At 70.7% G+C, this 23,104-nt stretch carries 22 protein-coding genes, 2 tRNA genes and 1 pseudogene; 14 read left to right on the top strand and 11 right to left on the bottom strand.

Going from position 1 to position 23,104, the window contains the following annotated elements; translation table 11 throughout:
- Both NOD94_RS30895 and NOD94_RS30890 read right to left on the bottom strand, forming a co-directional pair.
- Nucleotides 1-1,000 (bottom strand): serine/threonine-protein kinase (locus NOD94_RS30895; RefSeq protein WP_281209459.1); only part of this gene is annotated, 1,000 nt, incomplete at its 3' end.
- 31 nt (nucleotides 1,001-1,031) lie between these two features.
- Complete coding sequence (locus NOD94_RS30890) at nucleotides 1,032-1,580, bottom strand: DNA-binding protein (RefSeq protein WP_281209458.1); 549 nt, start codon at nucleotides 1,578-1,580, stop codon at nucleotides 1,032-1,034.
- A 161-nt stretch (nucleotides 1,581-1,741) separates the two neighbouring features.
- On the opposite strand from NOD94_RS30890, the gene NOD94_RS30885 reads away from it, so the two are divergent.
- Nucleotides 1,742-1,814, top strand: a tRNA-Ala gene (locus NOD94_RS30885).
- A 139-nt stretch (nucleotides 1,815-1,953) separates the two neighbouring features.
- Here the strand turns inward: NOD94_RS30885 and NOD94_RS30880 are convergent.
- Entirely contained in the window at nucleotides 1,954-3,417 is a 1,464-nt protein-coding gene (locus tag NOD94_RS30880) for an MFS transporter (protein WP_281209457.1), read from the bottom strand.
- A 107-nt stretch (nucleotides 3,418-3,524) separates the two neighbouring features.
- On the opposite strand from NOD94_RS30880, the gene NOD94_RS30875 reads away from it, so the two are divergent.
- Both NOD94_RS30875 and NOD94_RS30870 read left to right on the top strand, forming a co-directional pair.
- Complete coding sequence (locus tag NOD94_RS30875; protein WP_281209456.1) at nucleotides 3,525-4,004, top strand: MarR family transcriptional regulator; 480 nt, start codon at nucleotides 3,525-3,527, stop codon at nucleotides 4,002-4,004.
- 114 nt (nucleotides 4,005-4,118) lie between these two features.
- Nucleotides 4,119-4,700, top strand: a complete 582-nt coding sequence (locus NOD94_RS30870) for a LysM domain-containing protein (protein WP_281209455.1) — start codon at nucleotides 4,119-4,121, stop codon at nucleotides 4,698-4,700.
- 129 nt (nucleotides 4,701-4,829) lie between these two features.
- Here the strand turns inward: NOD94_RS30870 and NOD94_RS30865 are convergent, their stop codons facing one another.
- A complete protein-coding gene (locus tag NOD94_RS30865; protein ID WP_281209454.1) occupies nucleotides 4,830-5,531 on the bottom strand; it encodes a DUF5324 family protein in 702 nt (233 codons plus the stop codon).
- Between the two features lie 174 nt (nucleotides 5,532-5,705).
- Between NOD94_RS30865 and NOD94_RS30860 the strand changes: the two genes are divergently transcribed.
- Together NOD94_RS30860 and NOD94_RS30855 are read left to right on the top strand one after the other, a co-directional pair.
- Nucleotides 5,706-6,254 carry a peptidylprolyl isomerase gene (locus NOD94_RS30860; protein WP_281209461.1) on the top strand — a complete coding sequence of 183 codons (549 nt, stop codon included), beginning with the start codon at nucleotides 5,706-5,708 and terminating at the stop codon, nucleotides 6,252-6,254.
- A 107-nt stretch (nucleotides 6,255-6,361) separates the two neighbouring features.
- Nucleotides 6,362-7,237 carry a rhomboid family intramembrane serine protease gene (locus tag NOD94_RS30855; protein WP_281209453.1) on the top strand — a complete coding sequence of 292 codons (876 nt, stop codon included), beginning with the start codon at nucleotides 6,362-6,364 and terminating at the stop codon, nucleotides 7,235-7,237.
- A gap of 139 nt (nucleotides 7,238-7,376) precedes the next feature.
- Here NOD94_RS30855 and crgA read toward each other — a convergent pair whose 3' ends face one another.
- Nucleotides 7,377-7,634 (bottom strand): cell division protein CrgA, encoded by a 258-nt coding sequence (crgA, locus tag NOD94_RS30850; protein ID WP_281209452.1) that lies wholly within the window; start codon nucleotides 7,632-7,634, stop codon nucleotides 7,377-7,379.
- Between the two features lie 92 nt (nucleotides 7,635-7,726).
- Here crgA and NOD94_RS30845 point away from each other — a divergent pair, with 92 nt between their 5' ends.
- From NOD94_RS30845 to NOD94_RS30820, 6 genes and pseudogenes are all read left to right on the top strand, one after another.
- Entirely contained in the window at nucleotides 7,727-8,503 is a 777-nt protein-coding gene (locus tag NOD94_RS30845) for a DUF881 domain-containing protein (RefSeq protein WP_281209451.1), read from the top strand.
- Nucleotides 8,472-9,233 carry a class E sortase gene (locus tag NOD94_RS30840; RefSeq protein ID WP_281209450.1) on the top strand — a complete coding sequence of 254 codons (762 nt, stop codon included), beginning with the start codon at nucleotides 8,472-8,474 and terminating at the stop codon, nucleotides 9,231-9,233. Before NOD94_RS30845 ends, NOD94_RS30840 begins: the two co-directional genes overlap by 32 nt.
- Entirely contained in the window at nucleotides 9,230-9,490 is a 261-nt protein-coding gene (locus NOD94_RS30835) for a hypothetical protein (protein WP_281209462.1), read from the top strand. Before NOD94_RS30840 ends, NOD94_RS30835 begins: the two co-directional genes overlap by 4 nt.
- The gene (locus NOD94_RS30830; protein ID WP_281209449.1) at nucleotides 9,487-10,125 is read left to right on the top strand and encodes an aminodeoxychorismate/anthranilate synthase component II; all 639 of its coding nucleotides are present in this window, start codon (nucleotides 9,487-9,489) and stop codon (nucleotides 10,123-10,125) included. The genes NOD94_RS30835 and NOD94_RS30830 overlap by 4 nt, the downstream gene beginning before the upstream one ends.
- Nucleotides 10,126-10,265: 140 nt before the next feature.
- Nucleotides 10,266-10,964 (top strand): annotated as a pseudogene (locus NOD94_RS30825) (class E sortase); the annotation flags it as partial.
- 13 nt (nucleotides 10,965-10,977) lie between these two features.
- Nucleotides 10,978-11,724, top strand: coding sequence for a class E sortase (locus NOD94_RS30820; RefSeq protein WP_281209448.1), 747 nt, complete (start codon nucleotides 10,978-10,980; stop codon nucleotides 11,722-11,724).
- 110 nt (nucleotides 11,725-11,834) lie between these two features.
- Here the strand turns inward: NOD94_RS30820 and pknB are convergent, their stop codons facing one another.
- From pknB to NOD94_RS30790, 6 genes are all read right to left on the bottom strand, one after another.
- A complete protein-coding gene (gene pknB, locus NOD94_RS30815; protein ID WP_281209447.1) occupies nucleotides 11,835-13,865 on the bottom strand; it encodes a Stk1 family PASTA domain-containing Ser/Thr kinase in 2,031 nt (676 codons plus the stop codon).
- Nucleotides 13,866-14,022: 157 nt separating this feature from the next.
- Nucleotides 14,023-15,486, bottom strand: coding sequence for a penicillin-binding protein 2 (locus NOD94_RS30810; RefSeq protein ID WP_281209446.1), 1,464 nt, complete (start codon nucleotides 15,484-15,486; stop codon nucleotides 14,023-14,025).
- Nucleotides 15,483-16,907, bottom strand: coding sequence for an FtsW/RodA/SpoVE family cell cycle protein (locus NOD94_RS30805; protein WP_281209445.1), 1,425 nt, complete (start codon nucleotides 16,905-16,907; stop codon nucleotides 15,483-15,485). Before NOD94_RS30805 ends, NOD94_RS30810 begins: the two co-directional genes overlap by 4 nt.
- Before the next feature lie 31 nt (nucleotides 16,908-16,938).
- Complete coding sequence (locus NOD94_RS30800; RefSeq protein ID WP_281209444.1) at nucleotides 16,939-18,402, bottom strand: PP2C family serine/threonine-protein phosphatase; 1,464 nt, start codon at nucleotides 18,400-18,402, stop codon at nucleotides 16,939-16,941.
- Nucleotides 18,403-18,546: 144 nt separating this feature from the next.
- Nucleotides 18,547-19,044, bottom strand: a complete 498-nt coding sequence (locus NOD94_RS30795; protein ID WP_266575716.1) for an FHA domain-containing protein — start codon at nucleotides 19,042-19,044, stop codon at nucleotides 18,547-18,549.
- 10 nt (nucleotides 19,045-19,054) lie between these two features.
- A complete protein-coding gene (locus NOD94_RS30790) occupies nucleotides 19,055-19,867 on the bottom strand; it encodes a DUF3662 and FHA domain-containing protein (protein ID WP_281209443.1) in 813 nt (270 codons plus the stop codon).
- Between the two features lie 292 nt (nucleotides 19,868-20,159).
- Here NOD94_RS30790 and NOD94_RS30785 point away from each other — a divergent pair.
- From NOD94_RS30785 to NOD94_RS30775, 3 genes are all read left to right on the top strand, one after another.
- Nucleotides 20,160-20,242, top strand: a tRNA-Leu gene (locus NOD94_RS30785).
- A 235-nt stretch (nucleotides 20,243-20,477) separates the two neighbouring features.
- On the top strand, nucleotides 20,478-22,169 hold the full coding sequence (locus NOD94_RS30780; protein WP_281209442.1) for a histidine kinase: 1,692 nt from the start codon (nucleotides 20,478-20,480) through the stop codon (nucleotides 22,167-22,169).
- A gap of 20 nt (nucleotides 22,170-22,189) precedes the next feature.
- The gene (locus NOD94_RS30775) at nucleotides 22,190-22,837 is read left to right on the top strand and encodes a response regulator transcription factor (RefSeq protein ID WP_281209460.1); all 648 of its coding nucleotides are present in this window, start codon (nucleotides 22,190-22,192) and stop codon (nucleotides 22,835-22,837) included.
- Nucleotides 22,838-23,104: the final 267 nt, after the last annotated feature.

Below are 23,104 nucleotides of genomic sequence, written 5' to 3'. Positions count from 1 at the left end.
CGGGCACCGGCGCGGCCGTGGGGCCCGTCGCGGGCCCGGAGGGCGTGGTGGTCGCCGCGGACGGCTCCTGGGCCGCCTGGGGGCCCGTGGGGGCTCCGGTGGGCGTGGTGCCGGTGGGGCTCTGGGGGCCCTGGGGGTCGAAACCGGCGGGGAGCGGGCCGAGTTGGTCGAACACCTCCACCGGATCCGGCTCGGGGGAGGGCGCCGGCAGCAGCTCGACGGCCTCGGCGAGGGCCTTGCGGGCCCCCGTGGCCGTCCGGAACCGCGCCCCGGGGTCGGGTTGCAGGAGGTTCGCGACGACGTCCCACAGCGGCGCGGGGACGCCCTCGGGGGCGTCCGGGGTGCCGTGGGCCAGGAAGTGTTCGACCAGGGCCTGCGAATCGGGCTTGCGGCCCTGCAGCAGGTAGAGGGCGACCAGGCCGACCGCGTAGAGGTCGGCGGGGAAGTCGGGCTCGGCGCCCATCAGTTGTTCCGGGGCGAAGTAACCGGGCGTGCCGACGACGTAGTTGGTCTCGGTCAGTCGGGGCTCGCCCTTGCGCATCGAGATGCCGAAGTCGGACAGCCGCAGGTGCGGCCGCCCGGTTCCGGTGGCCTCCATCAGGATGTTGGCCGGTTTGATGTCGCGGTGGACGATGCCCTCCGCGTGCACCGCCGCCAGCCCCGAGAGGAGCTGGTCGAGCAGCGCGCACACGAACCGGGGCGGCAACGGGCCGTAGTCCCCGATCACATGGGCGAGGGAGCCGCCGCCGACGAGGTCCATGGTGAACAGGACCTTGTCGTCGTCCGCCGCCCAGCTCGCGGGGGCCAGCACGTGCGGGTGGTCGATGCGCAGGGCCTGCTCGCGCACGAACCGCAGCAGGGTGTGGGCGTCGCTCTGCAGGAGGACCTTCGCGGCGACGTAGCGGCGCCGCCGGTGGTCCCAGGCCCGCCACACGGCGCCCGCGCCACCGCGCCCGATCGGGTCGACCAGTTCGTACCGGCCGGCGAAGACCTCACCCATTGCTGTGCCCGTCCCCCGTCATCCCCGTGCGTCAGTTCTGGTGGGCCTCGTAGTGGGCCACCGCCTCCGCGGTGCGGCCCGCGCCGTACACCCTGAGGAACTCTGCCAGTTCCGGGTGGCTGGGGGCGAGGGTGTCCGCCGCGTCGATGATGTCGCCGGCCGCGGAGACCGAGCGCAGCAGCGACTGGATCTCGCGGACGACGCGCTTGACGGTGGGAGCCCCGGAACTCGTCGTGGTCTGCCCGCTGTTGCTGAGGACGGAGCCCCCCTGGGTGTTCTTGATCTCGTCCATCCGGTCCGTGGCCTCCCCCGCGCTGACGCTTCCGTCCGCCACCTGGCCGGCGAGGTCCTGAAGGGCCTGGACCCGCTGGACGACGGCCGGGTTGCCGATCTTGGCGCGCTGGCCGCTCATCAGCTGGGACAGCATCGGCGCCGACAGGCCGAGGACGGCAGCGAGGCGGGCCTGGTTGAGACCGAGGTCATCTATGAGCCGTCGGAACAGCGCGCCGAGCGGCTCCCCGTACCAACTGCGCTGAAGCTCCCTGGCTCTGGCCGTGGCCTCTTGCTGTACTGCGTCCACTCTTACTACTCCCCTTCGCTGGTGCGAACCTCGCGAGCATCTTACGGAGCGTGGTCGCGGGGCGGGAGTCCCTATCATTTTGCGGGATGAGGGGGTACACCGGGTACTCTGTCCTGCGGAACGACCACTCCCTTCCGGGGGAGCGGCGCGTTGCGTCGTACGGGGCCTTAGCTCAGTTGGTAGAGCGCTGCCTTTGCAAGGCAGATGTCAGGAGTTCGAATCTCCTAGGCTCCACCTGTTGAAGGTCCCCTGACCTGCGGAAACGCGGGTCAGGGGACCTTTTTTCGTATGTCGGGGCGGGGCGGGGCCGGGCCGAACGGCCCCGGTTGGCGGCCCTGTTCGCGCGATGGAGGCGTGCGGGTCCGCGCGCTCCTCAGGGGCGTCGGGCCGTCCGCAGGAGGGTCGCCGCGAGTGCCGTGGCGACGAGCAGCAGGGCCGCGCCGACGCCGAAACCGAGGTGGTAGCCGCCGGCCAGGGCTTCGGCTGAGCCGTGTCCGGCGGCCGTCAGCGACTCGGTGCGGGAGGCGGCCAGGGTGGAGAGGACCGCGACGCCGAGGGCCATTCCGATCTGCTGGGTGGTGTTGAACAGGCCCGAGGCGAGCCCGGCGTCCTCCTCGCCGGCGCCCGACATCCCGAGGGTGGTGAGCGCGGGCAGGGCCAGTCCGAAGCCGGAGGCCAGCAGCATCACGGGCAGCAGGTCGGTGACGTAGTCGGCGTCGACGGGCAGCCGGGTCAGCAGGCCGAGTCCGACGACGAGCAGGGCGAGCCCCGCGAGCAGGACGGTCCGCTCGCCGAACCGGGCGTTCAGGCGTGCCGAGACGCCCAGCGATACGGCGCCGATCGCCAGGGCGGCGGGCAGCATCGCGAGGCCGGTCTCGGCGGCGCCGTACCCCTGGACCCGCTGGAGGTGGAGGGCGACCAGGATCTGGAAGGAGAACAGCGCGGCCACCATCAGCATCTGGACCAGGTTCGCGCCGGTCACGGTGCGGGAGCGGAAGATCCGCAACGGCATCAGCGGGTTCGCGGTCCTGGCCTGCCGGACGACGAAGCCGGCCAGCAGGGCGGCCGAGAGGGCCCCGAGCCCGAGGGTGCGCGCGGAGGTCCATCCGTACGCCTCGACCTCGACGACGGCGTAGATCCCGGTCATCAGCCCCGAGGTGACCAGGACGGCGCCCAGTACGTCGGCCCCGGCGCGGAGCCCCAGGCCCCGTACGACGGGCAGCGCGGGCAGGGCCAGGGCGAGCGCGGCGGCTCCGATGGGCAGGTTGATGAAGAAGATCCAGTGCCAGTCGAGGGCGTCGGTGAGCACCCCGCCGAGCACCTGGCCCAGTGAGGCCCCGGCCGCACCGGTGAAGGAGAAGACGGCTATGGCCCGGGCGCGTTCGCGGGGCTCGGTGAAGAGGGTGACCAGGATGCCGAGGCTCACGGCGGAGGCCATCGCGCTGCCGACGCCCTGGAGGAAGCGGGCGGCGATCAGCATTGCGGGGGAGGCGGCGAAACCGGCGAGCAGGGAGGCGGCGGTGAAGACGGTGGTGCCGGCGAGGAACATCCGCTTGCGGCCGATCAGGTCGCCGAGCCGGCCGGCCAGCAACAGGAAGCTGCCGAAGGCGATCAGGTAGGCGTTCACGACCCAGCTGAGGCCGGCGGGGGTGAAGCCGAGGTCGTTCTGGATGGCGGGCATCGCCACGGTGACGATGCTGCCGTCGAGGACCGTCATCAGCATGCCGGTGGAGAGCACGGCGAGGGCGGTCCAGCGGGAGCGGAGGCGGTCGGCGGGGGTGGTGCGTGGTGCGGCGGGCGCGGCGGGCGCAGCGGTGGTGGCGGTGGTGGCGGGCATCGGAGTCTCCGGTCGTGGGAGGGGTGCGGGGCTCGGCGAATGGTGAGACCGTAGCAGATGGTTTTGTTGCAGACTATATTTTTCGGATCGAGTTGTACCCTGGATCCATGACTGCGATGGCGCCCGCCCGGACCGAGCCCGACCTCTCCTTCCTCCTGGACCACACCAGCCACGTCCTGCGCACCCGCATGGCCGCTGCCCTCGACGGGATCGGCCTCACCGCCCGGATGCACTGCGTACTGGTGCACGCCCTGGAGGAGGAGCGCACGCAGATCCAGCTCGCGGAGATCGGGGACATGGACAAGACGACGATGGTCGTCACCGTCGACGCCCTGGAGAAGGCCGGGCTGGCCGAGCGCAGGCCCTCCGCCACCGACCGTCGGGCGCGTGTCATCGCGGTCACCGAACGGGGCGCGGCCGTCGCGGCCGAGAGCACCCGGATCGTCGACCGCGTGCACTCCGAGGCCCTCGGGTCCCTCTCCGCGACCGACCGCGAAGCCCTCCTGCGCGGGCTGAGGCTGCTCGTCGGGGGCGCCCTGGACACCCCGTCCGAGAGCCCCCGTCCGGCCCGCCGCGCCCGTCAGTAGCGGCTCGCGGATGTCCCTCGTACGGCCCAGTCACAGGGCCACGGGGCCCGGCGTGTCCGAGAGTGGGTGGCAGGCACCGAGCCAGGGGGCCACACACGCCGGAGGCGCACGCACATGGGACTCTTCGATTTCCTGAAGTCCGACAAGAAGAAGGAACACGAGGCGGAGAAGACGCGGGAACAGGTGGCACAACGGTCCGCGGCGGCCGCCCCGCCCGCAGCGCCGAACGCGCCGGCCGACATCGGATCCAAGTACACCGACGCGGCGACGGCCACCAAGGCGGCCGCCGACCGGATGGCCGCGGCCGCGCCGCCGAAGAAGCCGGCCGTCGCCCCCGCGGCGCCGAGCCCGACGTCCGCCGCGCACAAGGCCGTGCCCGTGGCGCACAAGCCCGCCGGCACGCCCAAGTCCGCCGCGGCGCCGCCCAGGAGCACCGCGCCCGGGGCTCCTGCGGCGCCCAGCCCGACTTCGGCCGCGCACAAGGCCGTTCCGGTGTCGCCCAAGCCCGCGGCCGCGCCCAAGCCGGCGGCGAAGCGCACCTACACGGTCCGTGCCGGGGACTCGCTGTCCGCCATCGCCCGCCGCGAGCTCGGCAACGAGGGCCGCTGGCGCGAGCTCTACGCCATGAACCGGGCCGTGGTCGGCCCCAACCCGGACCTCATCCACCCGGGCATGGTCCTCACCCTGCCGGGCTGACACCGGCCGGTACGGGAAACGGCGGTACACGGGAAGGGGCCCGGATCCTGGTGGATCCGGGCCCCTTCCCGTGTACCGCCGTTCCTCGGAGCCGCACCCGGCGGGGAGCCGCTCCGACGGAGCCGCCCGTCAGAGCTGCTTGTCGGGGGAGCCCTCCGGGCCCGCCCCCGCCTCACGCTCCTTCTGCGCCAGTTCCTCGTCGAAAGCGGTCGGGCCGGCGTCGCGGTCCGACAGCTCGGTGGCCGCCGGGGGCTCCACGAGCCAGTCCGGGTTGGACTGCCGGTCCCACCACTTCCACGCCACGAAGGCGCCCAGGGCCAGCACACCGACCAGCGCCACGCCGCGCGCCGCCCGGCCGCACTTCGCGCGCCGCTCGTGGCGACGCACCAGCTTGTGGACCTCCTTCGCCGACACCTGGCCGCGCAGCGCCGCGAAGGCGGCCGTCGACCGGGAAGCGGCCTCCTCCGCCACGGGCGTGGCGGCCGCGATGGCGCTCTCGATCCTCGGCTGGGTGTAGTCGGCGGCCTGCCGCGCCGCGTGGCGCGTGGAGACCACCGCCTGCGTCGCCGCCCGGTCCACACCCGGCGGTACGTGGGTCCGCGCCTGCCTCAGGCGTGGATGCACATGACTGTCGTACGTCGTACGGGCCTGCCGCGCGGCCTCGTTGGCCGCGTTCGACACCATCGGCGCCAGTCGCTCATTCGCCTCGTGCGCGTAGTGCACAGCCGCGCCCTTGGCGGTTTCTGCGTACGGCGCCACCACTTCCGCTGCGTGCCGGACGGTATCCCTGGCGCTTTCGGCGGCCAGGCGCACGCTGTCCTTGCGGGTCACGGGATTCTCCTCCTCGGTGGCGGACACAGTTCACCTTTCCACCCTTTGTCGGATCATGCCTGCCCTGACACCGCCGGGCATGCGTGACAGGGCATACGGGTGGAGGATTTCTGTGCGGCGCTGCCCTCCGTGGGAGGATCGGGACCGACAGTGATGACTATGGAAGGCAGGCTCGTGGCCGAGAAGCTCTACGCCACCCTGAAGACCAACCACGGCGACATCGAGATCGAGCTGCTGCCGAACTTCGCCCCGAAGACCGTCCGCAACTTCGTGGAACTCGCCACCGGCGCCCGCGAGTGGACCCGTCCCACGGACGGCCAGAAGACCACGGCACCGCTCTACGACGGCACCGTCTTCCACCGCGTCATCAGCGGCTTCATGATCCAGGGCGGCGACCCGCTCGGCAACGGCACCGGCGGCCCCGGCTACCAGTTCGCCGACGAGTTCCACCCGGACCTGGCCTTCACCAAGCCCTACCTGCTCGCCATGGCCAACGCCGGGCCGGGCACCAACGGCTCCCAGTTCTTCATCACGGTCGCCCCGACCGCCTGGCTGACCCGCAAGCACACCATCTTCGGCGAGGTCAGCGGCGCGGCGGCTCGCAAGGTCGTGGACGAGATCGCGTCCGGCGCGACCAACCCGCGCACCGAGCGGCCGCTCGACGACGTGATCATCCAGTCCGTCGTCATCGAGAAGCGCGGCACGAGCCTCGACAAGGGCTGACCGCCTCCCCGACCCGGACCCCGGGAACCTTTCCGCCCCGCCCGTCCGTCCTGGTTGTGTACCGGACCGGCGGGGCGCCGCTGTCCCGCCGCCGATCGAGGGGACCGATGGACACCGACCGTCTGCCGGGCTGCTACCGACACCCGGACCGCGACACGGGCATCACCTGCACCCGCTGTGAACGCCCGATCTGCCCGGAGTGCATGATCAGCGCCTCGGTGGGCTTCCAGTGCCCCGAGTGCGTGCGCGACGGCTCGGGGACGGGGCACGCGGCCACGGCCAATGCCCCGCGCACCATCGCGGGCGGGGTCGTCGCCGCCGATCCCGTACTCGTCACCAAGGTCCTGATCGGGATCAACGCGGCCGTGTTCCTCGCGGCGTTCCTGGTTCCGGGGCTGGCCATCCATCTGGAGCTGCTGGGCCGCTACGTCGAGTACTACGGGGCGCCCGTCGAAGGGGTCGCCACCGGGCAGTACCACCGGCTGTTGACCTCGGTGTTCCTGCACGTCGAGTGGTGGCACATCATCGGCAACATGCTGGCCCTGTGGGTGATCGGCGGCCCGCTGGAGGCGGCCCTGGGCCGCGTCCGCTACCTGGCGCTCTACCTGCTGTCCGGGCTCGGCGGCAGCGCCCTCGTCTACTTGCTGACCGCGCCGAACACCCCGACCCTCGGCGCCTCCGGCGCCATCTGCGGACTCCTCGGCGCGACCGTCGTCCTCGCCCGCCGGCTGCGCTACGAGATGCGACCGGTGATGGTCACGCTCGTGCTGATGCTCGTGGTGACCTTCGTACCGTTCGGCGGCAGCTGGTCGGTGTCCTGGCAGGCCCACATCGGCGGACTGGTGACCGGTGCCCTGGTCGCGATGGGCCTGCTCGGCCCGGCCACGGGCAGGAAGCGCACACTCATCCAGTGGGGTACGTGTGCGGCGGTGTTCCTGCTGGCGGCGGCGCTGATCCTGGTCCGGACGGTCGAACTCACCTGATCACACCGGCGTCAACTCTCCACAGAGTTATCCACAGATCTTCTGTCTTTTCCTCAGGTGTGGATGACGCTGTGGATAACTCATGGGGAGAGCTTGCGTTCCGGCGCCGGATGCGCCCTGCCACGGCGCCGGACGCGTACTACTTCCACTGCGTGGAGACGCCGAACCCCGCTGCGATGAAGCCGAAACCGACCACGATGTTCCAGTTGCCCAGGGCCTCGACCGGCAGCTGGGTATCGGTCACGTAGAAGACGACGATCCACGCGAGACCGATGAGGAAGAACGCCAGCATGACCGGCGCGACCCAGCTGCGGTTCGTCAGCCTGATCGTCTGCGCCTGCTTCCCCGCCGGCGGCGGTGTGTAGTCGTCCTTCTTGCGGATACGTGACTTCGGCACGAGGGGCTCTCCTGTCGATGCGCTGGGGGACCTTGCCTGCCCCGGGCGTCCGTTAGCGTAGTGGACCTGTGGCGTTGAAGGAGAAGGGTACGTTGAGCAATTCCGACGACTCCTCCGCGGGTCCCCGTCTGCGGGCCAGACCGGTCCGGCTGCTGACGGCCGCCGTTTTCGCCCTGGCCGGCCTCATTTTCGTCACCAGCTTCAACACGTCCAAGGGTACGAACATCCGCACGGACGCGTCTCTGCTGAAGCTGTCCGACCTCATCCACGAGCGCAGCGCCGACAACGCCGAGCTGGAGAAGAGCGCCGCGACACTGCGCCGCCAGGTCGACGCCCTGGCCGACCGCGACGACGGCAGCACCAAGGCCGAGGACGCCAAGCTGGCCGCCCTGCGCACAGCCTCGGGCACCGAGGAGCTCTCGGGCAAGGGCCTGACGGTCACGCTCAACGACGCGCCGCCGAACGCCACGGCCCGCGTCCCGGGCGTGCCGGAGCCACAGCCGAACGACCTCGTGATCCACCAGCAGGACCTCCAGGCCGTGGTGAACGCGCTCTGGCTGGGTGGAGCCGAGGGCATCGAGGTCATGGGACAGCGGCTGATCTCCACCAGCGCGGTGCGCTGCGTGGGCAACACGCTCATCCTGCAGGGCCGCGTCTACTCGCCCCCCTACAAGGTGTCGGCGGTCGGCGACCCGGGCGCGTTGCGCAAGGCCCTCGCGGACTCCCCCGCCCTGCAGAACTACCAGCTGTACGTCAACGCCTACGGGCTGGGCTGGAAAGTGGACGAGGAGAAGAAGCTGACACTGCCCGGCTACTCCGGCACAGTGGACCTCCACTATGCGAAGCCGCTGGAGTCCGCCGCGCCCTGACGTCGTACTGCGCCTGGTGGTACGGACGTTCAGCGAGGTGTGCCTGACGGTCGGCACGCTCATCGTGCTCTTCGTCGCCTACGTGCTGCTGTGGACCGGGGTGAAGGCCGACCGGGCCATGGACGGCGAACGGGACCGGCTGCGCGCCGGCTGGGCCGCCGCCGCTCCCGGGGGCCCCTCGACCCCGTCCCCGCCCTCCCAGCGGCCCGGGGCGCCCACCGCGGCCCCCGCGACGGACCCGGCAGCGCCCACCCCCTACCCGACGGGCCGGCCCTTCGCCGAGATGACCATCCCGCGCTTCGGTGCCGGCTGGACCAAGCCCGTCCTGGAGGGTACGGATCCGGAGCTGCTGAAGAAGGGCCTCGGTCACTACAGCGGCTCGGCCCGGCCCGGCGGGACCGGGAACTTCGCGGTCGCCGGGCACCGGCGGACGTACGGCGACCCCTTCAAGGACATCCCGATGCTGCGGCCGGGAGACACCGTGGAGGTCCGGGACGCCACGCACCGGTACACGTACACGGTCCGCGCGCCGGCCCTGCGCGTCCTGCCCACCGAGACGGGAGTCGTCGACGCGCTGCCGGAGAAGTCCCCCTTCACCACCCCCGGCAAGTACCTGACGCTGACCACCTGCGAGCCGGAATGGGGCCACAGCCACCGTCTCGTCATCTGGGCCGAACTCACGGGTACGCGGTCCGCGGAGCCCACCCGAGCGGAAGGATCGCCCAGGTGACCCACCCCGCGGGGCCGCTGCCCTTTAGGCTGTTGCGGTACCGCCCCTGCGGTGCGTGGAGCGAAAGGGACGCGGACGGAATGTACGGCTGGATCTGGCGGCACCTGCCGGGCAACGCGTGGCTGCGCGCGCTGATCTCACTCGTACTGGTCCTGGCGGTGGTGTACGTGCTGTTCCAGTACGTCTTCCCGTGGGCCGAGCCGCTCCTTCCGTTCAACGATGTGACGGTGGACGAGGGATCGGGAGCCACTCCGTGAGCGCGCGCATTCTGGTTGTCGACAACTACGACAGCTTTGTCTTCAATCTGGTCCAGTACCTCTACCAGCTCGGCGCCGAATGCGAGGTGCTGCGCAACGACGAGGTCGAACTCTCCCACGCACAGGACGGCTTCGACGGCGTTCTCCTCTCCCCCGGACCGGGCACCCCCGAGGAGGCGGGCGTCTGCGTCGACATGGTCCGCCACTGCGCCGACACCGGCGTCCCGGTGTTCGGGGTCTGCCTCGGCATGCAGTCGATGGCGGTCGCCTACGGCGGCGTGGTGGGCCGGGCCCCCGAGCTGCTGCACGGCAAGACCTCGCCCGTGGTGCACGAGGGACTGGGCGTCTTCGCCGGGCTGCCCTCCCCCTTCACCGCCACCCGCTACCACTCGCTCGCGGCCGAGCCCCTCACCCTCCCCGACGCGCTGGAGGTCACGGCGCGCACCGAGGACGGGATCATCATGGGCCTGCGGCACCGGGAGCACGACGTCGAGGGCGTGCAGTTCCACCCCGAGTCGGTACTGACCGAATGGGGTCACCGGATGCTCGCGAACTGGCTGATCCGCTGTGGGGACGCGGGAGCCGTCGAGCGCTCGGTGGGGCTGGCCCCGGTGGTGGGCAAGGCCGTCGCGTGACGACGGTCGCGCCGTCCGCGCCCACCGAGGGCCGGGCCGCGCGGCGCAGGGCCGCTCAGGAGGCCGCGAAGCGCTCGCACGCACGGGCGCGCCGACGGGGCGGGCGGGGCCGCAGGCGCGCCCGCCCGCGCTCCGGGGGACCGGTCGTGGTGCTGAGCCGGGCGGTCGGTGAGCTGTTCATCACCGTCGGCCTGGTGATGCTGCTGTTCGTCACCTACCAGCTCTGGTACACGAACCTGCTGGCGCAGCGGACCGCGGACGGGGCCGCCGGCTCCCTGCGGCAGACCTGGGAACGCGCCCCGGACCCGGCGAAGGCCGGCCAGGGAGCGGCGCCCCCGGTGGCCGCCTTCGAACCGGGGCAGGGGTTCGCGATCCTCCACATCCCGAAGCTGGACCTGAAGGTGCCGGTCGCGGAGGGCATCAGCAAGCCGAAGGTGCTGGACCGGGGGATGGTCGGCCACTACGGCGAGGGTGCGCTGAAGACGGCGATGCCGTCCGACCCGCAGGGGAACTTCGCGGTGGCCGGACACCGGAACACGCACGGCGAGCCCTTCCGCTACATCAACAAGCTGGCGCCGGGGGATCCGATCGTCGTGGAGACGCGGGACGCGTTCTACACGTACGAGATGACCTCGATCCTGCCGCAGACTCCCCCGACTAACGTCTCCGTGATCAAGCCCGTGCCCGATGGCTCCGGATTCACCGGCCCGGGGCGGTACATCACACTGACGACCTGCACTCCCGAGTTCACGAGCACCTACCGGATGATCGTATGGGGCAGGATGACCGAAGAACGCCCCCGCAGTCAGGGCGCACCGCCCGCGCTGAACAGCCCGTAAGGACGAATCCGCAGTGTCTCGTGCCCGCCGCCGCTCCGCACCGCCGCCCCGAAACCGCGGCGTGATCGCCGGGTTCCTGAGCCTGCTGGGGGAGCTCCTGATCACGACGGGCCTGGTCCTGGCCCTGTTCGTGGCGTACTCGCTGTGGTGGACGAACGTCCTCGCGGACCGTGAGGCCTCGGCGCGCGGTGACGAGATCCGCCAGCTGTGGCAGGAGAGCCCCGCGCCGCCCGCAGGGGCGCCCGCCGGTGCGCCGGCCGCCCCCGGCGCGCTCGACACCGGGGACGGCATCGGGTTCCTGCACGTACCGGCCATGAAGAACGGCGAGGTACTGGTCAAGCCGGGTACGGCGCCGGACATCCTGGACGACGGGGTCGCCGGCTACTACACCGAGCCGGTGAAGTCCGCCCTGCCCTGGGACGACAAGGGCAACTTCTCGTTGGCGGCGCACCGCGACGGCCACGGGGCGAAGTTCCACAACATCGACAAGGTGAAGAACGGCGACGCGATCGTCTTCGAGACCCGTGACAACTGGTACGTGTACAAGGTCTTCGCCGAGCTGCGGCAGACCTCGAAGTACAACGTGGACGTCATCAGCCCGGTCCCCAAGGAGTCGGGCAGGACGGCTCCGGGACGCTACATCACGCTGACCACGTGCACTCCCGTCTACACCTCGAAGTACCGGTACATCGTGTGGGGCGAGCTCGTGCGGACCGAGAAGGTGGATGACAAGCGGACGCTGCCGGCGGAGCTGCGCTGAGCCGCAGCAGGACGGTGTTTCACGTGAAACGGGCGTTTCACGTGAAACAGGCCCGGCCCCTCTCCGTGGAGAGGGGCCGGGCCTTCGTTCGTACGGGGTGAGGCGGCCGGTCAGCGGCCGCCGAGGCCTCCGATGAAGCCACCGCCGTTCCCGCCGCCCTGCTGGCCGCCCTGGCCGCTGCCGGGGGAGGTGTGGACGTTGATGACGGTGCCCGCCGGCTGCGGGGTTCCGGCCGTGGGGTCGGACTGCAGGACCGTGGCGTTCTCGTCCGCCGGGCCGGACAGGACCGACCCGAAGACCAGGCCGGCCCGCTTGAGGTCGTCCTTGGCCTGGGCCACGGTCCGGCCGAAGAGCAGCGGCACCGGGGTCGGCGCAGCGGCCGCCTTGGCGATGCTGACGTTGACCGGGGTGTCCTTGGCGAGCTGCTCACCCGGCGGGTACTGCTGATCGACGATCGTCTTGGGCGCGGCGCCGGGCCGGTCGACCTCGGTGGTGCTGCCGAGCTTGAGCTTGGCGGCCGTGAGCGCCTTGATCGCTTCTTCCTTGGTCTTTCCCGTCAGGTCGGGAACGGTGCCCTTGGAGATCTCCTTGGAGACGATCAGCTTGATGACCGAGCCCTTCTCGGCCTCGGTCCCGCTCTTGGGGTTCTGCTCCAGGACGATGCCAGGGCTGGAGTCGGACTCCTTGAGTTCCTTCTCGACCTGGAATTTCTTGTCCTTCAGCGTGGACTCGGCGAGCTCGAACTTCATGCGCAGCACGTCGATCACCGGGACCTTGGGGGCGCCCGAGGAGACCTTCACCTTGACCTCGGAGCCCTTGTCGACCTTCACGTCGGGCGCCGGATCCTGCGAGCAGATGTTGCCCTTCGGCTGGTTGTCGCAGGGCTCGTCGCCCGCCTTGACCACCTTGAGGCCCGCGTTCGGGGCACGACCCTGCGCCGATTCGAGGGTCTCGCCGATGAACTTGGGCACGGTGGCCCGGTTGTCGGCGGTCTTGTTGAAGAGGGCCTGGCCGATCAGGATCGCGCCGACCAGGACCAGGACCCCGGCGAGGACGAGCAGGATCGTGGAGGCACGGCTCTTCTTCTGGCGGCGGCCGTGACCGCCCTGGTCGTACCCGCCGCCGTGTCCCTGGTCCCCGTAACCGTTGTCGCCCGGGGGCATCGGCGGGAGCATCGAGGTCTGGCCGGAGTCGGGGGAGCGCAGGGCGGTGGTGGGCTGGTCGTAGCCCTGGTGTCCGTATCCGCCCTGGTCCGGGTAGCCGTACCCGGCCGCGCCCATGGACGCGGTGGCGGCGACGGGCTGGCCTTCGAGGCAGGCCTCGATGTCGGCCCGCATCTCGTCCGCGGACTGGTAGCGGTAGTCGGGGTCCTTGACCAGTGCCTTCAGGACGATGGCGTCCATCGTGGGCGTGATCTCGGGGTCGAAGTTCGACGGGGGCTGGGGCTCCTCGCGGACGTGCTGGTAGGCCACGGCCACCGGGGAGTCCCCGACGAACGGCGGCCGGACGCACAGCAGCTCGTACAGCAGGCAGCCCGCGGAGTAGAGGTCGGAGCGCGCGTCGACCTGCTCGCCCTTGGCCTGCTCCGGGGAGAGGTACTGGGCGGTGCCGATCACGGCGGCCGTCTGCGTCATCGTCATGCCGGAGTCGCCCATGGCGCGGGCGATGCCGAAGTCCATGACCTTGACCTGTCCGGTCCGGGTCAGCATCACGTTGGCGGGCTTGATGTCGCGGTGCACGATGCCGGCACGGTGCGAGTACTCCAGGGCCTGGAGGATGCCGATGCACATCTCCAGGGTGCGCTCCGGCAGCAGCTTGCGACCGGAGTGCAGCAGCTCGCGCAGGGTCGAGCCGTCGACGTACTCCATCACGATGTACGGGATGGAGATGTTGTCGACGTAGTCCTCGCCGGTGTCGTAGACGGCGACGATCGCCGGGTGGTTGAGCGACGCGGCCGACTGGGCCTCGCGGCGGAACCGGGCCTGGAAGGACGGGTCGCGGGCGAGGTCGGCGCGCAGGGTCTTGACGGCGACGGTACGGCCGAGCCGGGTGTCGTGACCGAGGTAGACCTCGGCCATGCCACCACGGCCGAGCACGTGGCTCAGCTCGTACCGGCCGCCGAGGCGACGCGGCTCTTCCATAACGTTTGCAGCCCTCTCCGTCAGTCCCGACCGCACCCGTGTGTGGTCCGGCGGTGTGCTGTTCGCGGCAAGGCTACCGGCCGATCGTCGGTGATCCGTTCGTGACCACAGGCTGATATCGGACCGGTACCGAGCGCTCGGACCCTGCCCCCGGTTGTCATCCCTTGTTCTTCAGCACGGCTTCCATGACGGCCTTGGCGACGGGAGCCGCCTGACCGCCGCCGCTGATGTCCTCGCGGTCGGCGCCGCTGTCCTCGATGACGACGGCGACCGCGACGGGCGAGGTGCCGTCGGGGTTCTCCGCGTAGGAGATGAACCAGGCGTAGGGGCGCTTGGCGTTCTTCTCGCCGTGCTGGGCGGTACCGGTCTTGCCGCCGACGACGAAGTCCTTGATCTTGGCGTTGCCGCCGGTGCCCTTCTCGACGACGTTGACCATCATCTGCTGGAGCTTCTGCGCGTTCGCGGCGGAGAGGGGCCGGCTCATCTCCTGCGGCGAGTGCTTCTCGATCACGTCGAGGTTGGGCGCGGTCAGCTGGTCGACCATGTACGGCTTCATCAGCTTGCCGTCGTTGGCGATGGCGGCGGAGACCATGGCCATCTGCAGGGGGGTGGCCGCGGTGTTGAACTGGCCGATGGAACTCTGGGCGTTGCCGTCCCTGCCCATGGTCTTGTCGTAGACGCTGGCGAAGGCGCGGACCGGGGTGTCGATGGTGTCGTTGAAGCCGAACTTCTCGGCGGTCTGCACCATCTTGTCGCGGGTGACCTTGTCGCCCAGGTTCGCGAAGACCGAGTTGCAGGACACTTCGAGGGCGAAGTTGAGGCTGGCCTTCTCGCAACCCTTGGCGTGGTTGACCATGGGCGTGCGGGTGCCGGGCAGGATGTACGGCTCGGGGGTGTCGGTCGGCGCGTTGACGTCGGTGACGACGTTGTTCTCCAGCGCGGCGGCGGCGGTGACCACCTTGAAGGTGGAACCCGGCGGGTAGGTCTCGCGCAGGGCGCGGTTGACCAGGTTCTTGTCCGGGCTGGCGTTCAGGTCGTTCCAGGCCTTGCCGTCGGCCTCGGAGAACCCGGCGAAGCTGGACGGGTCGTACGACGGGGTGCTCGCCAGGGCCAGGATGGCGCCGGTGCGCGGGTCGATGGCGGCGACGGCGCCCTTGCGGTTGCCGAGGCCGTTGAAGGCGGCCTTCTGGGCGGCGGTGTTCAGGGTGGTGACGACGTTGCCGCCCTGCTTCTTCTCACCGGTGAACATGCCGATGGTGCGGTCGAAGAACAGCCGGTCGTCGTTGCCGGTGAGGATGCCGTCCTCGATGTTCTCCAACTGGGTGGAGCCGAACACCTGCGAGGCGTAGCCGGTGACGGGTGCCCACAGGGGGCCGTCGGTGTAGGTCCGCTTGAACTTGAAGTCGCTGCCGTCGGTCTCGGCGGAGCCGGTGATGGGCTGCCCGCCCTGGACGACGATGTTGCCGCGCTCGGTGGCGTACTGGGCGATCAGGACCCGGCGGTTCTCCTTGCGGGTGCTGAGATCCTCGGCCTGGACGTACTGCAGCCAGTTGGTCCGGATCAGCAGCGCGAGGACGAGCAGCCCGCAGAACAGCGAGATGCGGCGCAGGGGCTTGTTCATGACGGGCGGACCACCTGGGTCATCTCGGAGTCGGGGGACGGGGCGGGGGCCGGGGCAGGTCGGCGTGCGGTGTCGCTGATCCGGATGAGGATGGCGATGAGCACCCAGTTCGCGAGGACGGAGGAGCCGCCGGACGCGAGGAAGGGCATGGTCATGCCGGTGAGGGGGATGAGGCCCATGACTCCGCCGGCGACGACGAAGATCTGCAGGGCGAAGGCGCCGGAGAGCCCGATGGCGAAGAGCTTGCCGAAGGGGTCACGGGCGGCGAGGGCGGTGCGGACGCCGCGCTCGATGATCAGGCCGTAGAGCAGGAGGAAGGCCATGACGCCGGTGAGGCCGAGTTCCTCGCCGACGGTGGAGAAGATGAAGTCGGAGTTCGCGGCGAAGCCGATGAGGTCGGAGTTGCCCTGTCCCCAGCCGGTGCCGAGCACGCCGCCGGAACCGAAGCTCATGATCGACTGTCCGACCTGCTCGCAGGCCCCGGACTTGGCGTAGCACTCGAAGGGGTCGAGCCAGGCGTTGACGCGGGCCTGGACGTGGCTGGCGAAGGAGGCGACGACCACGGCGCCGCCGACCGACATGAGCAGACCGATGACGATCCAGCTGGTCCGCTCCGTGGCCACGTACAGCATGATCACGAACATGCCGAAGAACAGCAGCGAGGTACCGAGGTCGTTCTCGAAGACGAGGACGAGCAGGCTCATCGCCCAGATCATCAGGATCGGGCCCAGGTCGCGCCCGCGCGGCAGGTAGAGGCCCATGAAGCGACGGCTGGCCAGGGCCAGGGCGTCGCGTTTGACCATGAGGTAGCCCGCGAAGAACACCGCGATGACGATCTTCGCGAACTCGCCGGGCTGGATGGAGAAGCCGCCGACGCTGATCCAGATCTTGGCGCCGAAGACGTCCGCGCCCAGACCGGGGATGACCGGCAGGATCAGCAGGACCAGGGCGCTCGCCATGGAGATGTACGTGAACCGCTGGAGCACGCGGTGGTCCTTGAGGACCAGCAGCACCACGGCGAACAGGGCGATGGCCAGCGCCGTGTACATCATCTGCCGCGGCGCGGACTCCGAGAAGGCGCCGAAGTTGCGCTTCGCGAGCTTCTGCAGCCGCTCGGACTGGTCGAGCCGCCAGATGAGGACGAGGCCCAGACCGTTGAGCAGTGTGGCGATCGGCAGCAGCAGCGGATCGGCGTACTTCGCGTAGCGGCGCACGATGAAGTGGGCGATGCCGGCGAGCACGCCCAGGCCGAGCCCGTACAGCAGCATGCCCGGCGGGAACTCGCCGTGGACCGCCAGGCCGACGTTGGCGTACGCGAAGATCGGGATGACCACGGCGAAGACGAGCAGCAGGAGCTCGGTGTTCCGCCGGCTCGGCGCCTCGATGGCGCCGATGGTGGTCGTGTTGGTGACAACGCTCATGGTGTGGCGGGCCCCCTGTGCCCGCGTATCTCTACTGCTTTTCGCACAGACCGGCCATCGTCTGCTCCGCGGGAGTCAGAACGGGGCCGGGCGTCTGGTTGTTCTGCGCCTCGGCGGCGCGGCGGGCCTCGTCCTTCTTGCAGGCGGCGACCTGGGTGCCGAGCTCGTCGACCTTCTTGCGGGCGCCGTCGAGACTGCCTTCGGTGATGGTGGCCTCGACCTGCTTGCGCTTGAAGGACGGCAGGTACTTCAGTTCGATGTCGGGGCGATCCGTCTCCACCTTCGAGAGGTGGATCCAGGCCAGGTTCTGGCTGATGCCGCGATACAGCGCGACGTGCTCACCCTTGACACCGATGTAGTACTGGGTCTGCGTCCAGCGGTGCGCCGCGTACAGCCCGCCACCGACGACACCGGCCACGATCAGCAGGATCAGGGTCCGGGTGGTCCACTTGCGCCCTTTGCTGCGGCGCCTGCGCGGGTGGTCGTACGTGTCCTCGTACTGGGCGTCGGCTTCGTAGGCGTCGGGTTCGCCGAAGCTGCCGTAGCCGCCGCCGCCCGGGTTCTGGTCGGGGTATCCGTAGCCCGGGGCCTCGCCGCTGCCGGGAGGGCCGAAGGAACCGGCGGGCGGAGCGGCCTGACGGCCGAGGCCCGAGGCGCGCCCGGCCGGGGTCTGCATGGCGTTGCCGCCGTCGAAGAGCTGGTGCTGGTTCTCGGCGACCGCGCCGACGACGATCGGGGTGTCGTTCAGCTGGGCGGCGAGGGTGTCGCCGCTGTCGGTGTCGAGGACGTCGGCGACGATGCAGGTGATGTTGTCCGGACCGCCGCCGCGCAGGGCCAGCTGGATCAGGGACTGCACCGTCTCGTTCGGGCCGTGGTAGTCGGCGAGGGTCTCCTCCATGGTCTGGTGGGAGACGACGCCGGACAGTCCGTCGGAGCAGATGAGGTAGCGGTCACCGGTCCGGACCTCGCGGATCGAGAGGTCGGGCTCCACGATGTCGCCGCTGCCGAGCGCCCGCATGAGGAGCGAGCGCTGCGGGTGGGTGGTGGCTTCCTCTTCGGTGATGCGTCCCTCGTCGACGAGGCGCTGCACCCAGGTGTGGTCCTGGGTGATCTGGGTGAGGACGCCGTCGCGGAGCAGGTAGGCGCGCGAGTCGCCGACGTGGACGAGCCCGAGGCGCTGACCGGTCCACAGGAGGGCGGTGAGCGTGGTGCCCATGCCCTCCAGTTGGGGGTCCTCCTCGACCATCACGCGCAGCTGGTCGTTGGCCCGCTGCACGGCCACGCTGAGCGCGGTGAGGATGTCGGAGCCCGGGACGTCGTCGTCGAGCTGGACGAGGGTCGAGATCACCTCGGAGCTGGCGACCTCGCCCGCGGCCTGGCCGCCCATGCCGTCGGCGATCGCGAGGAGCCGGGGACCGGCGTAGCCGGAGTCCTCGTTGCCCTCCCGGATCATGCCCTTGTGCGATCCGGCGGCGAACCGCAGGGACAGACTCATACGCACCTGCCCTGTCGACGCTGCCTCCGGGTACAACCGGTCTCGAGCCACACTGCCCACCCTCCGGTCGGGAGCGCGCTCGGGTCCGTGTCCCCGGTGGGACGGACCGCCGCGGCTCGCTCGCTCCGCTCGCTCATTCTCGTACTACTTCCGCAGCTCGATGACGGTCTTGCCGATGCGGATCGGGGCGCCCGGCGGAATGGGCGTCGGGGTGGTCAGCCGGGTCCGGTCGAGATACGTGCCGTTGGTGGACCCGAGATCCTCGACGATCCACTGGCCGTCACGGTCGGGGTAGATCCTGGCATGCCTGCTGGAGGCGTAGTCGTCGTCCAGCACGATCGTGGAGTCGTGGGCTCGGCCCAGCGTGATCGTCTGGCCGGCGAGGGCCACCGTGGTGCCCGTGAGGGTGCCTTCGGAGACGACGAGTTTGGTCGGCGCACCCCGGCGCTGGCGCTGCTGGGGTGGCGCGGACTGCCGCCCGGTCTGCTGCGGCGCACTGGTGGCGCCGCCGCGGCGCGAGCCGCGTTGCGTCACTCTCGTGCCGAACAGGTCGCTGCGGATGACCTGAACGGCCACGATGACGAACAGCCACAGAACGGCCAGGAAACCCAACCGCATGACCGTCAGGGTCAGCTCTGACATTGCCCCCGCTTCACCCTTCGGCTTGCCGGTAAATGATGGTGGTGCTACCCACGACGATCCGCGAGCCGTCGCGGAGCGTAGCGCGGGTGGTGTGTTGTCCGTCCACCACGATGCCGTTGGTGGACCCGAGATCCTGGATCGTCGGGGGTGTTCCGGTCCGGATCTCACAGTGCCGGCGCGATACGCCGGGGTCGTCGATCCGCACATCGGCCTCGGTGCTTCGGCCGAGTACGAGCGTGGAGCGCGAGATCTGGTGGCGTGTGCCATTGATCTCGATCCAGCGGCGCGTGGTGCCCGGGGCGCCGGTGGGAGCCGATCCGCCCGGGCCCGGGCGGTTGCCGGGTCCGCCCGGAGGCGGTCCGGCGGGCATGGGCGGGGCGGCGACCGGCGGGTAGCCGTAGCCGCCCTGTTGTCCCTGCTGTCCGCCCTGTGGTCCGTCCTGGGAGGTACTGGAAGCCAGCGTACGGCTGCGAACCCGGTACAGACCGGTGTCGAGGTCGTCCGCCTTCTCCAGATGGACCTTGATGGGGCCCATGAAGCTGTAGCGCTGCTGCTTGGCGTAGTCGCGGACGAGGCCCGCGAGTTCGTCGCCGAGCTGGCCCGAGTAGGGACTCAGGCGCTCGTAGTCGCCCGCGCTGAGCTCCACGATGAAGTCGTTCGGGACGACGGTCCGCTCGCGGTTCCAGATGGTCGCGTTGTTGTCGCACTCCCGCTGGAGGGCTCCGGCGATCTCGACCGGCTGGACCTCGGACTTGAACACCTTGGCGAAGGTGCCGTTCACCAGACCTTCGAGTCGCTGCTCGAACCGCTTCAGAACTCCCATGGGGCACCTCCTCCGTCGTTGTCGCCCTGTACTGCTTACTGATCGTATCCACGCGTGGCGGATTCGGCTGGTTCCCCTTCGGTCCCGTGCGCAGGAGTGTTGGTCCTCACAAGGGATCGTAGGGGTGCTCAGGTGACAGTGTCCCGCACCCGGAGTGGACTGCGGGAGGGGCCGTCCCGTCCGCCCTCGGGGGTGCCGGGAAAGCGATGTGATTCCACCCCGTCCTACGTGCTAATGTTTCGACGTCGCCAGGGGAACGGCCCGAAAGGGAAGAACCACTGGAGAGCTGCTCGGGCGAGTGGCGGAACGGCAGACGCGCTGGCTTCAGGTGCCAGTGTCCTTCGGGACGTGGGGGTTCAAATCCCCCCTCGCCCACATCGAGGAAGCCTCGATCCGGAATACGGATCGGGGCTTCCTGCATTGTCGGCCATCGGCCTCTTCCCATCGCGGAGGGCGCGACGGAGCGGTGGCGGCGGGTTCGCCCCGCGGATCACGGTCCTCCTCAACCTCCTTCCGCCGGCCGCCGGTCGTCCACCTTCCGACTTTCGTCGCGTGGGGTGCGACGAAAGGAGGCAGCCGCGAGCGACGACGGGTGTCTAGGGTCGCTGGCGTGGATACGAGGGCGAGAGCGCGGGCGGGCTGGGACTGGCTGAAGGGGCCGGAGCCCTGGTCCCGGAGCACGTTGGCGGGGGATCTGACGCTCGCCGCGGCGATAGCGCTGCTCGGCGTGGGGGTCGACGAGCTCAGCCGGAGCTCCGTGTTGAAGACGACGGCGGCCGCCGTTCTCGTGGTCGCCCTGACCCTGCTGCGACGGCGCCTGCCCGCGACGACCCTGATCGTGGGCGCCGCGGCCAGTGGGCTGCTGCCGGGTGTGTTCCTCGTGACGATCGTGTTGGGCTGGTCCGCGGGCCGGCGGATCGTCGGCGTCGGCCGGGCGTTGGGCGTCTTCGTCGTCGCCTTCGTCGCGGAAGTGGGCATCAGCCTCATCGACCAGGGGTCGCAGCTGCGCCCTCTGCTGGTGATCGTGTTCTCCACGCTGATGTTCCTGGCGTCGACGGTCATGCCGGGGCTGGCCAGCCGCTACTGGCACCAGCGCCGGACCCTGCTGAGCGCCCTCCAGGAACGCAACGCCCAGCTCGTGCGCGAGCGGACGATGGTGGCCGGGCAGGCCCGGCTGCGGGAGCGGCAGCGGATCGCCCAGGACATGCACGACAGCCTGGGCCATCAGCTCGCGCTGATCTCGGTGCACACCGGCGCCCTGGAGGTCGATCCCGCGATCACCGACCGGCAGCGCGAGGCCGTGGGGGTGCTGCGGCAGGCCTCGGTGGCGGCGATGCACGAACTGCGGGAGGTCGTCGGCATCCTGCGGGACGGGGTGGAGGCGCCGCTGCCCGTGGAGGAGGCGCAGCCCGCCGCACGCGGGGTCGCCGGGATCGGCGGCATCGTGGAGGCGGCGCGGGGCGCCGGGACGGACGTACGGCTCTCGGTGGCGGGGCATGCCCGTCCCCTTGCGGCGGCCTGCGACCACGCCGCGTACAGGATCGTGCAGGAGGGGCTGACCAACGCCTACAAGCACGCTCCGGGGGCCGCGATCACCGTGGAACTGCGGTACGAGGACGACTCCCTGGTGGTGGAGATCGCCAACGGGCCCGCGGCCGGTTCCGGGGTCGGCGAGGTGGTGTCGGGCGGCCAGGGGCTCACGGGGCTCCGGGAGCGGGCCCGGCTGGTCGGCGGCATGGTGCACGCGGCCGCCGCCGAGGGCGGGGGCTTCCGGGTGGCCGGGGTGCTCCCGTACGGCGCGGAGCCGGCCGGGGTCGTCGACGACGTCGCCGACGACTTCGGGCAGCGGTCGCAGGCCCTGGCGACGGCGGCCAAGGGGGCACCGCCCCTCGACTGGGCGGCGGTGGACCGCGAACTGGCGACGCCCTTGCGCAGCCGGCCGGCGGGCTGGGCCCTGGGCTGCGGAATCGCCGTCGCGGCGCTCGTGCTGCTGGTGATCGTCATGGGGGCCGGGGTGGCGCTGTTGGTGAGCTCCGCGAACAAGGCGATGATCAGCGGCGAAGAGTACGACGCGGTGCGCGTCGGCGAGACGGAGAAGGCCGTCCGCGACCGGCTGCCCTCCGGGGACAGCATCATGACGTCGGGCCTCGACCGGAAGGGACCGCCCAGGCCCGAGGGGTCGGAGTGCCTGGCGCTGTTGTCGGAGGACGACTCGGACGACCTGTCCACCGACGACGTGTTCCGGTTCTGCTTCAAGGACGGCAAGCTCGTCGAGAAGCAGGCGTACGAGGTCAAGCAGTAGGAGCGCGGGTGACAGCCAAGGTGATCAGAGTGGTGATCGCTGACGACGAGCCACTGATCCGGGCGGGCATCAGGATGATCCTGACCTCGGCGCCGGACATCGAGGTCGTCGCGGAGGGTGCGAACGGGCGGGAGGCGGTGGAACTCGCCCGCTCCCACGCACCCGACGTGATGCTCCTCGACATCCAGATGCCGGTCATGGACGGACTGACCGCGCTGGGCGAGCTGGGACGGGCCGCACCGGACGTGCGGGCCCTGATACTGACCACCTTCGGGGAGAAGGAGAACGTGCTGCGGGCGCTCGGCGAGGGCGGCGCGGGGTTCCTGCTGAAGGACTCGGCGCCGGGCGAGCTCATCGGCGCGGTCCGGGCGGCCGCCGCCGGGGACGCCTACCTCTCCCCCTCGGCGACCCGACACGTGGTCGACCAGCTGGCCACCGGACGGGTCGCGGGCCGGGGAGAGGCCGCCCGGCGGCGCGTCGCGGAGCTGAGCGAGCGCGAGCGCGGGGTGCTGGCCCTGCTCGGGGAGGGCCTGTCCAACGCGGACGCGGGCCGGCGGCTGCACATGAGCGAGGCCACCGTGAAGACGTACGTGAGCCGGATCCTCGCGAAGTTGGGCTGCGACAACCGGGTGCAGGCGGCCCTGCTGGCCAGGGATGCCGGCCTCTAGATACGGTCGGGCCGAAAACGGCCGGGCCGACGTGGAGTCGGCCGTCCCGGCCGACACGGAGCGACAGGTGCGGGGGCGGCGCGAATGGTGACGGTACCGGAGCAGAACGCGGTGGGCGCGAGAGTCGACGCGGTAGTGGGGGGGGGGGGGGGGGGGGGGGGGGGGGGGGGGGGGGGGGGGGGGGGGGGGGGGGGGGGGGGGGGGTTGGGTGGGGGGGGCGGGGGCGGGGGCGGGGGCGGGGGCGGGGGCCGCCGGTCGCTCGACCCC

The organism is Streptomyces sp. Isolate_45 (genome assembly GCF_024721315.2).
In the GTDB taxonomy this organism is placed as follows: domain Bacteria; phylum Actinomycetota; class Actinomycetes; order Streptomycetales; family Streptomycetaceae; genus Streptomyces.
Note: the sequence above shows the minus strand (reverse complement) of the source record. Positions and strands in the feature narration are given on the sequence as shown.

Bases quoted from the DNA above. Each gene is read 5' to 3' on its own strand.
- NOD94_RS30880 (WP_281209457.1), bottom strand. From the start codon at position 3,417: ATGCCCGCCACCACCGCCACCACCGCTGCGCCCGCCGCGCCCGCCGCA.
- NOD94_RS30840 (WP_281209450.1), top strand. From the start codon at position 8,472: ATGCGAAGCCGCTGGAGTCCGCCGCGCCCTGACGTCGTACTGCGCCTG.
- NOD94_RS30795 (WP_266575716.1), bottom strand. From the start codon at position 19,044: ATGTCAGAGCTGACCCTGACGGTCATGCGGTTGGGTTTCCTGGCCGTT.
- NOD94_RS30875 (WP_281209456.1), top strand. From the start codon at position 3,525: ATGACTGCGATGGCGCCCGCCCGGACCGAGCCCGACCTCTCCTTCCTC.
- NOD94_RS30870 (WP_281209455.1), top strand. From the start codon at position 4,119: ATGGGACTCTTCGATTTCCTGAAGTCCGACAAGAAGAAGGAACACGAG.
- NOD94_RS30855 (WP_281209453.1), top strand. From the start codon at position 6,362: ATGGACACCGACCGTCTGCCGGGCTGCTACCGACACCCGGACCGCGAC.
- pknB (WP_281209447.1), bottom strand. From the start codon at position 13,865: ATGGAAGAGCCGCGTCGCCTCGGCGGCCGGTACGAGCTGAGCCACGTG.
- NOD94_RS30805 (WP_281209445.1), bottom strand. From the start codon at position 16,907: ATGAGCGTTGTCACCAACACGACCACCATCGGCGCCATCGAGGCGCCG.
- NOD94_RS30800 (WP_281209444.1), bottom strand. From the start codon at position 18,402: ATGAGTCTGTCCCTGCGGTTCGCCGCCGGATCGCACAAGGGCATGATC.
- NOD94_RS30810 (WP_281209446.1), bottom strand. From the start codon at position 15,486: ATGAACAAGCCCCTGCGCCGCATCTCGCTGTTCTGCGGGCTGCTCGTC.
- NOD94_RS30790 (WP_281209443.1), bottom strand. From the start codon at position 19,867: ATGGGAGTTCTGAAGCGGTTCGAGCAGCGACTCGAAGGTCTGGTGAAC.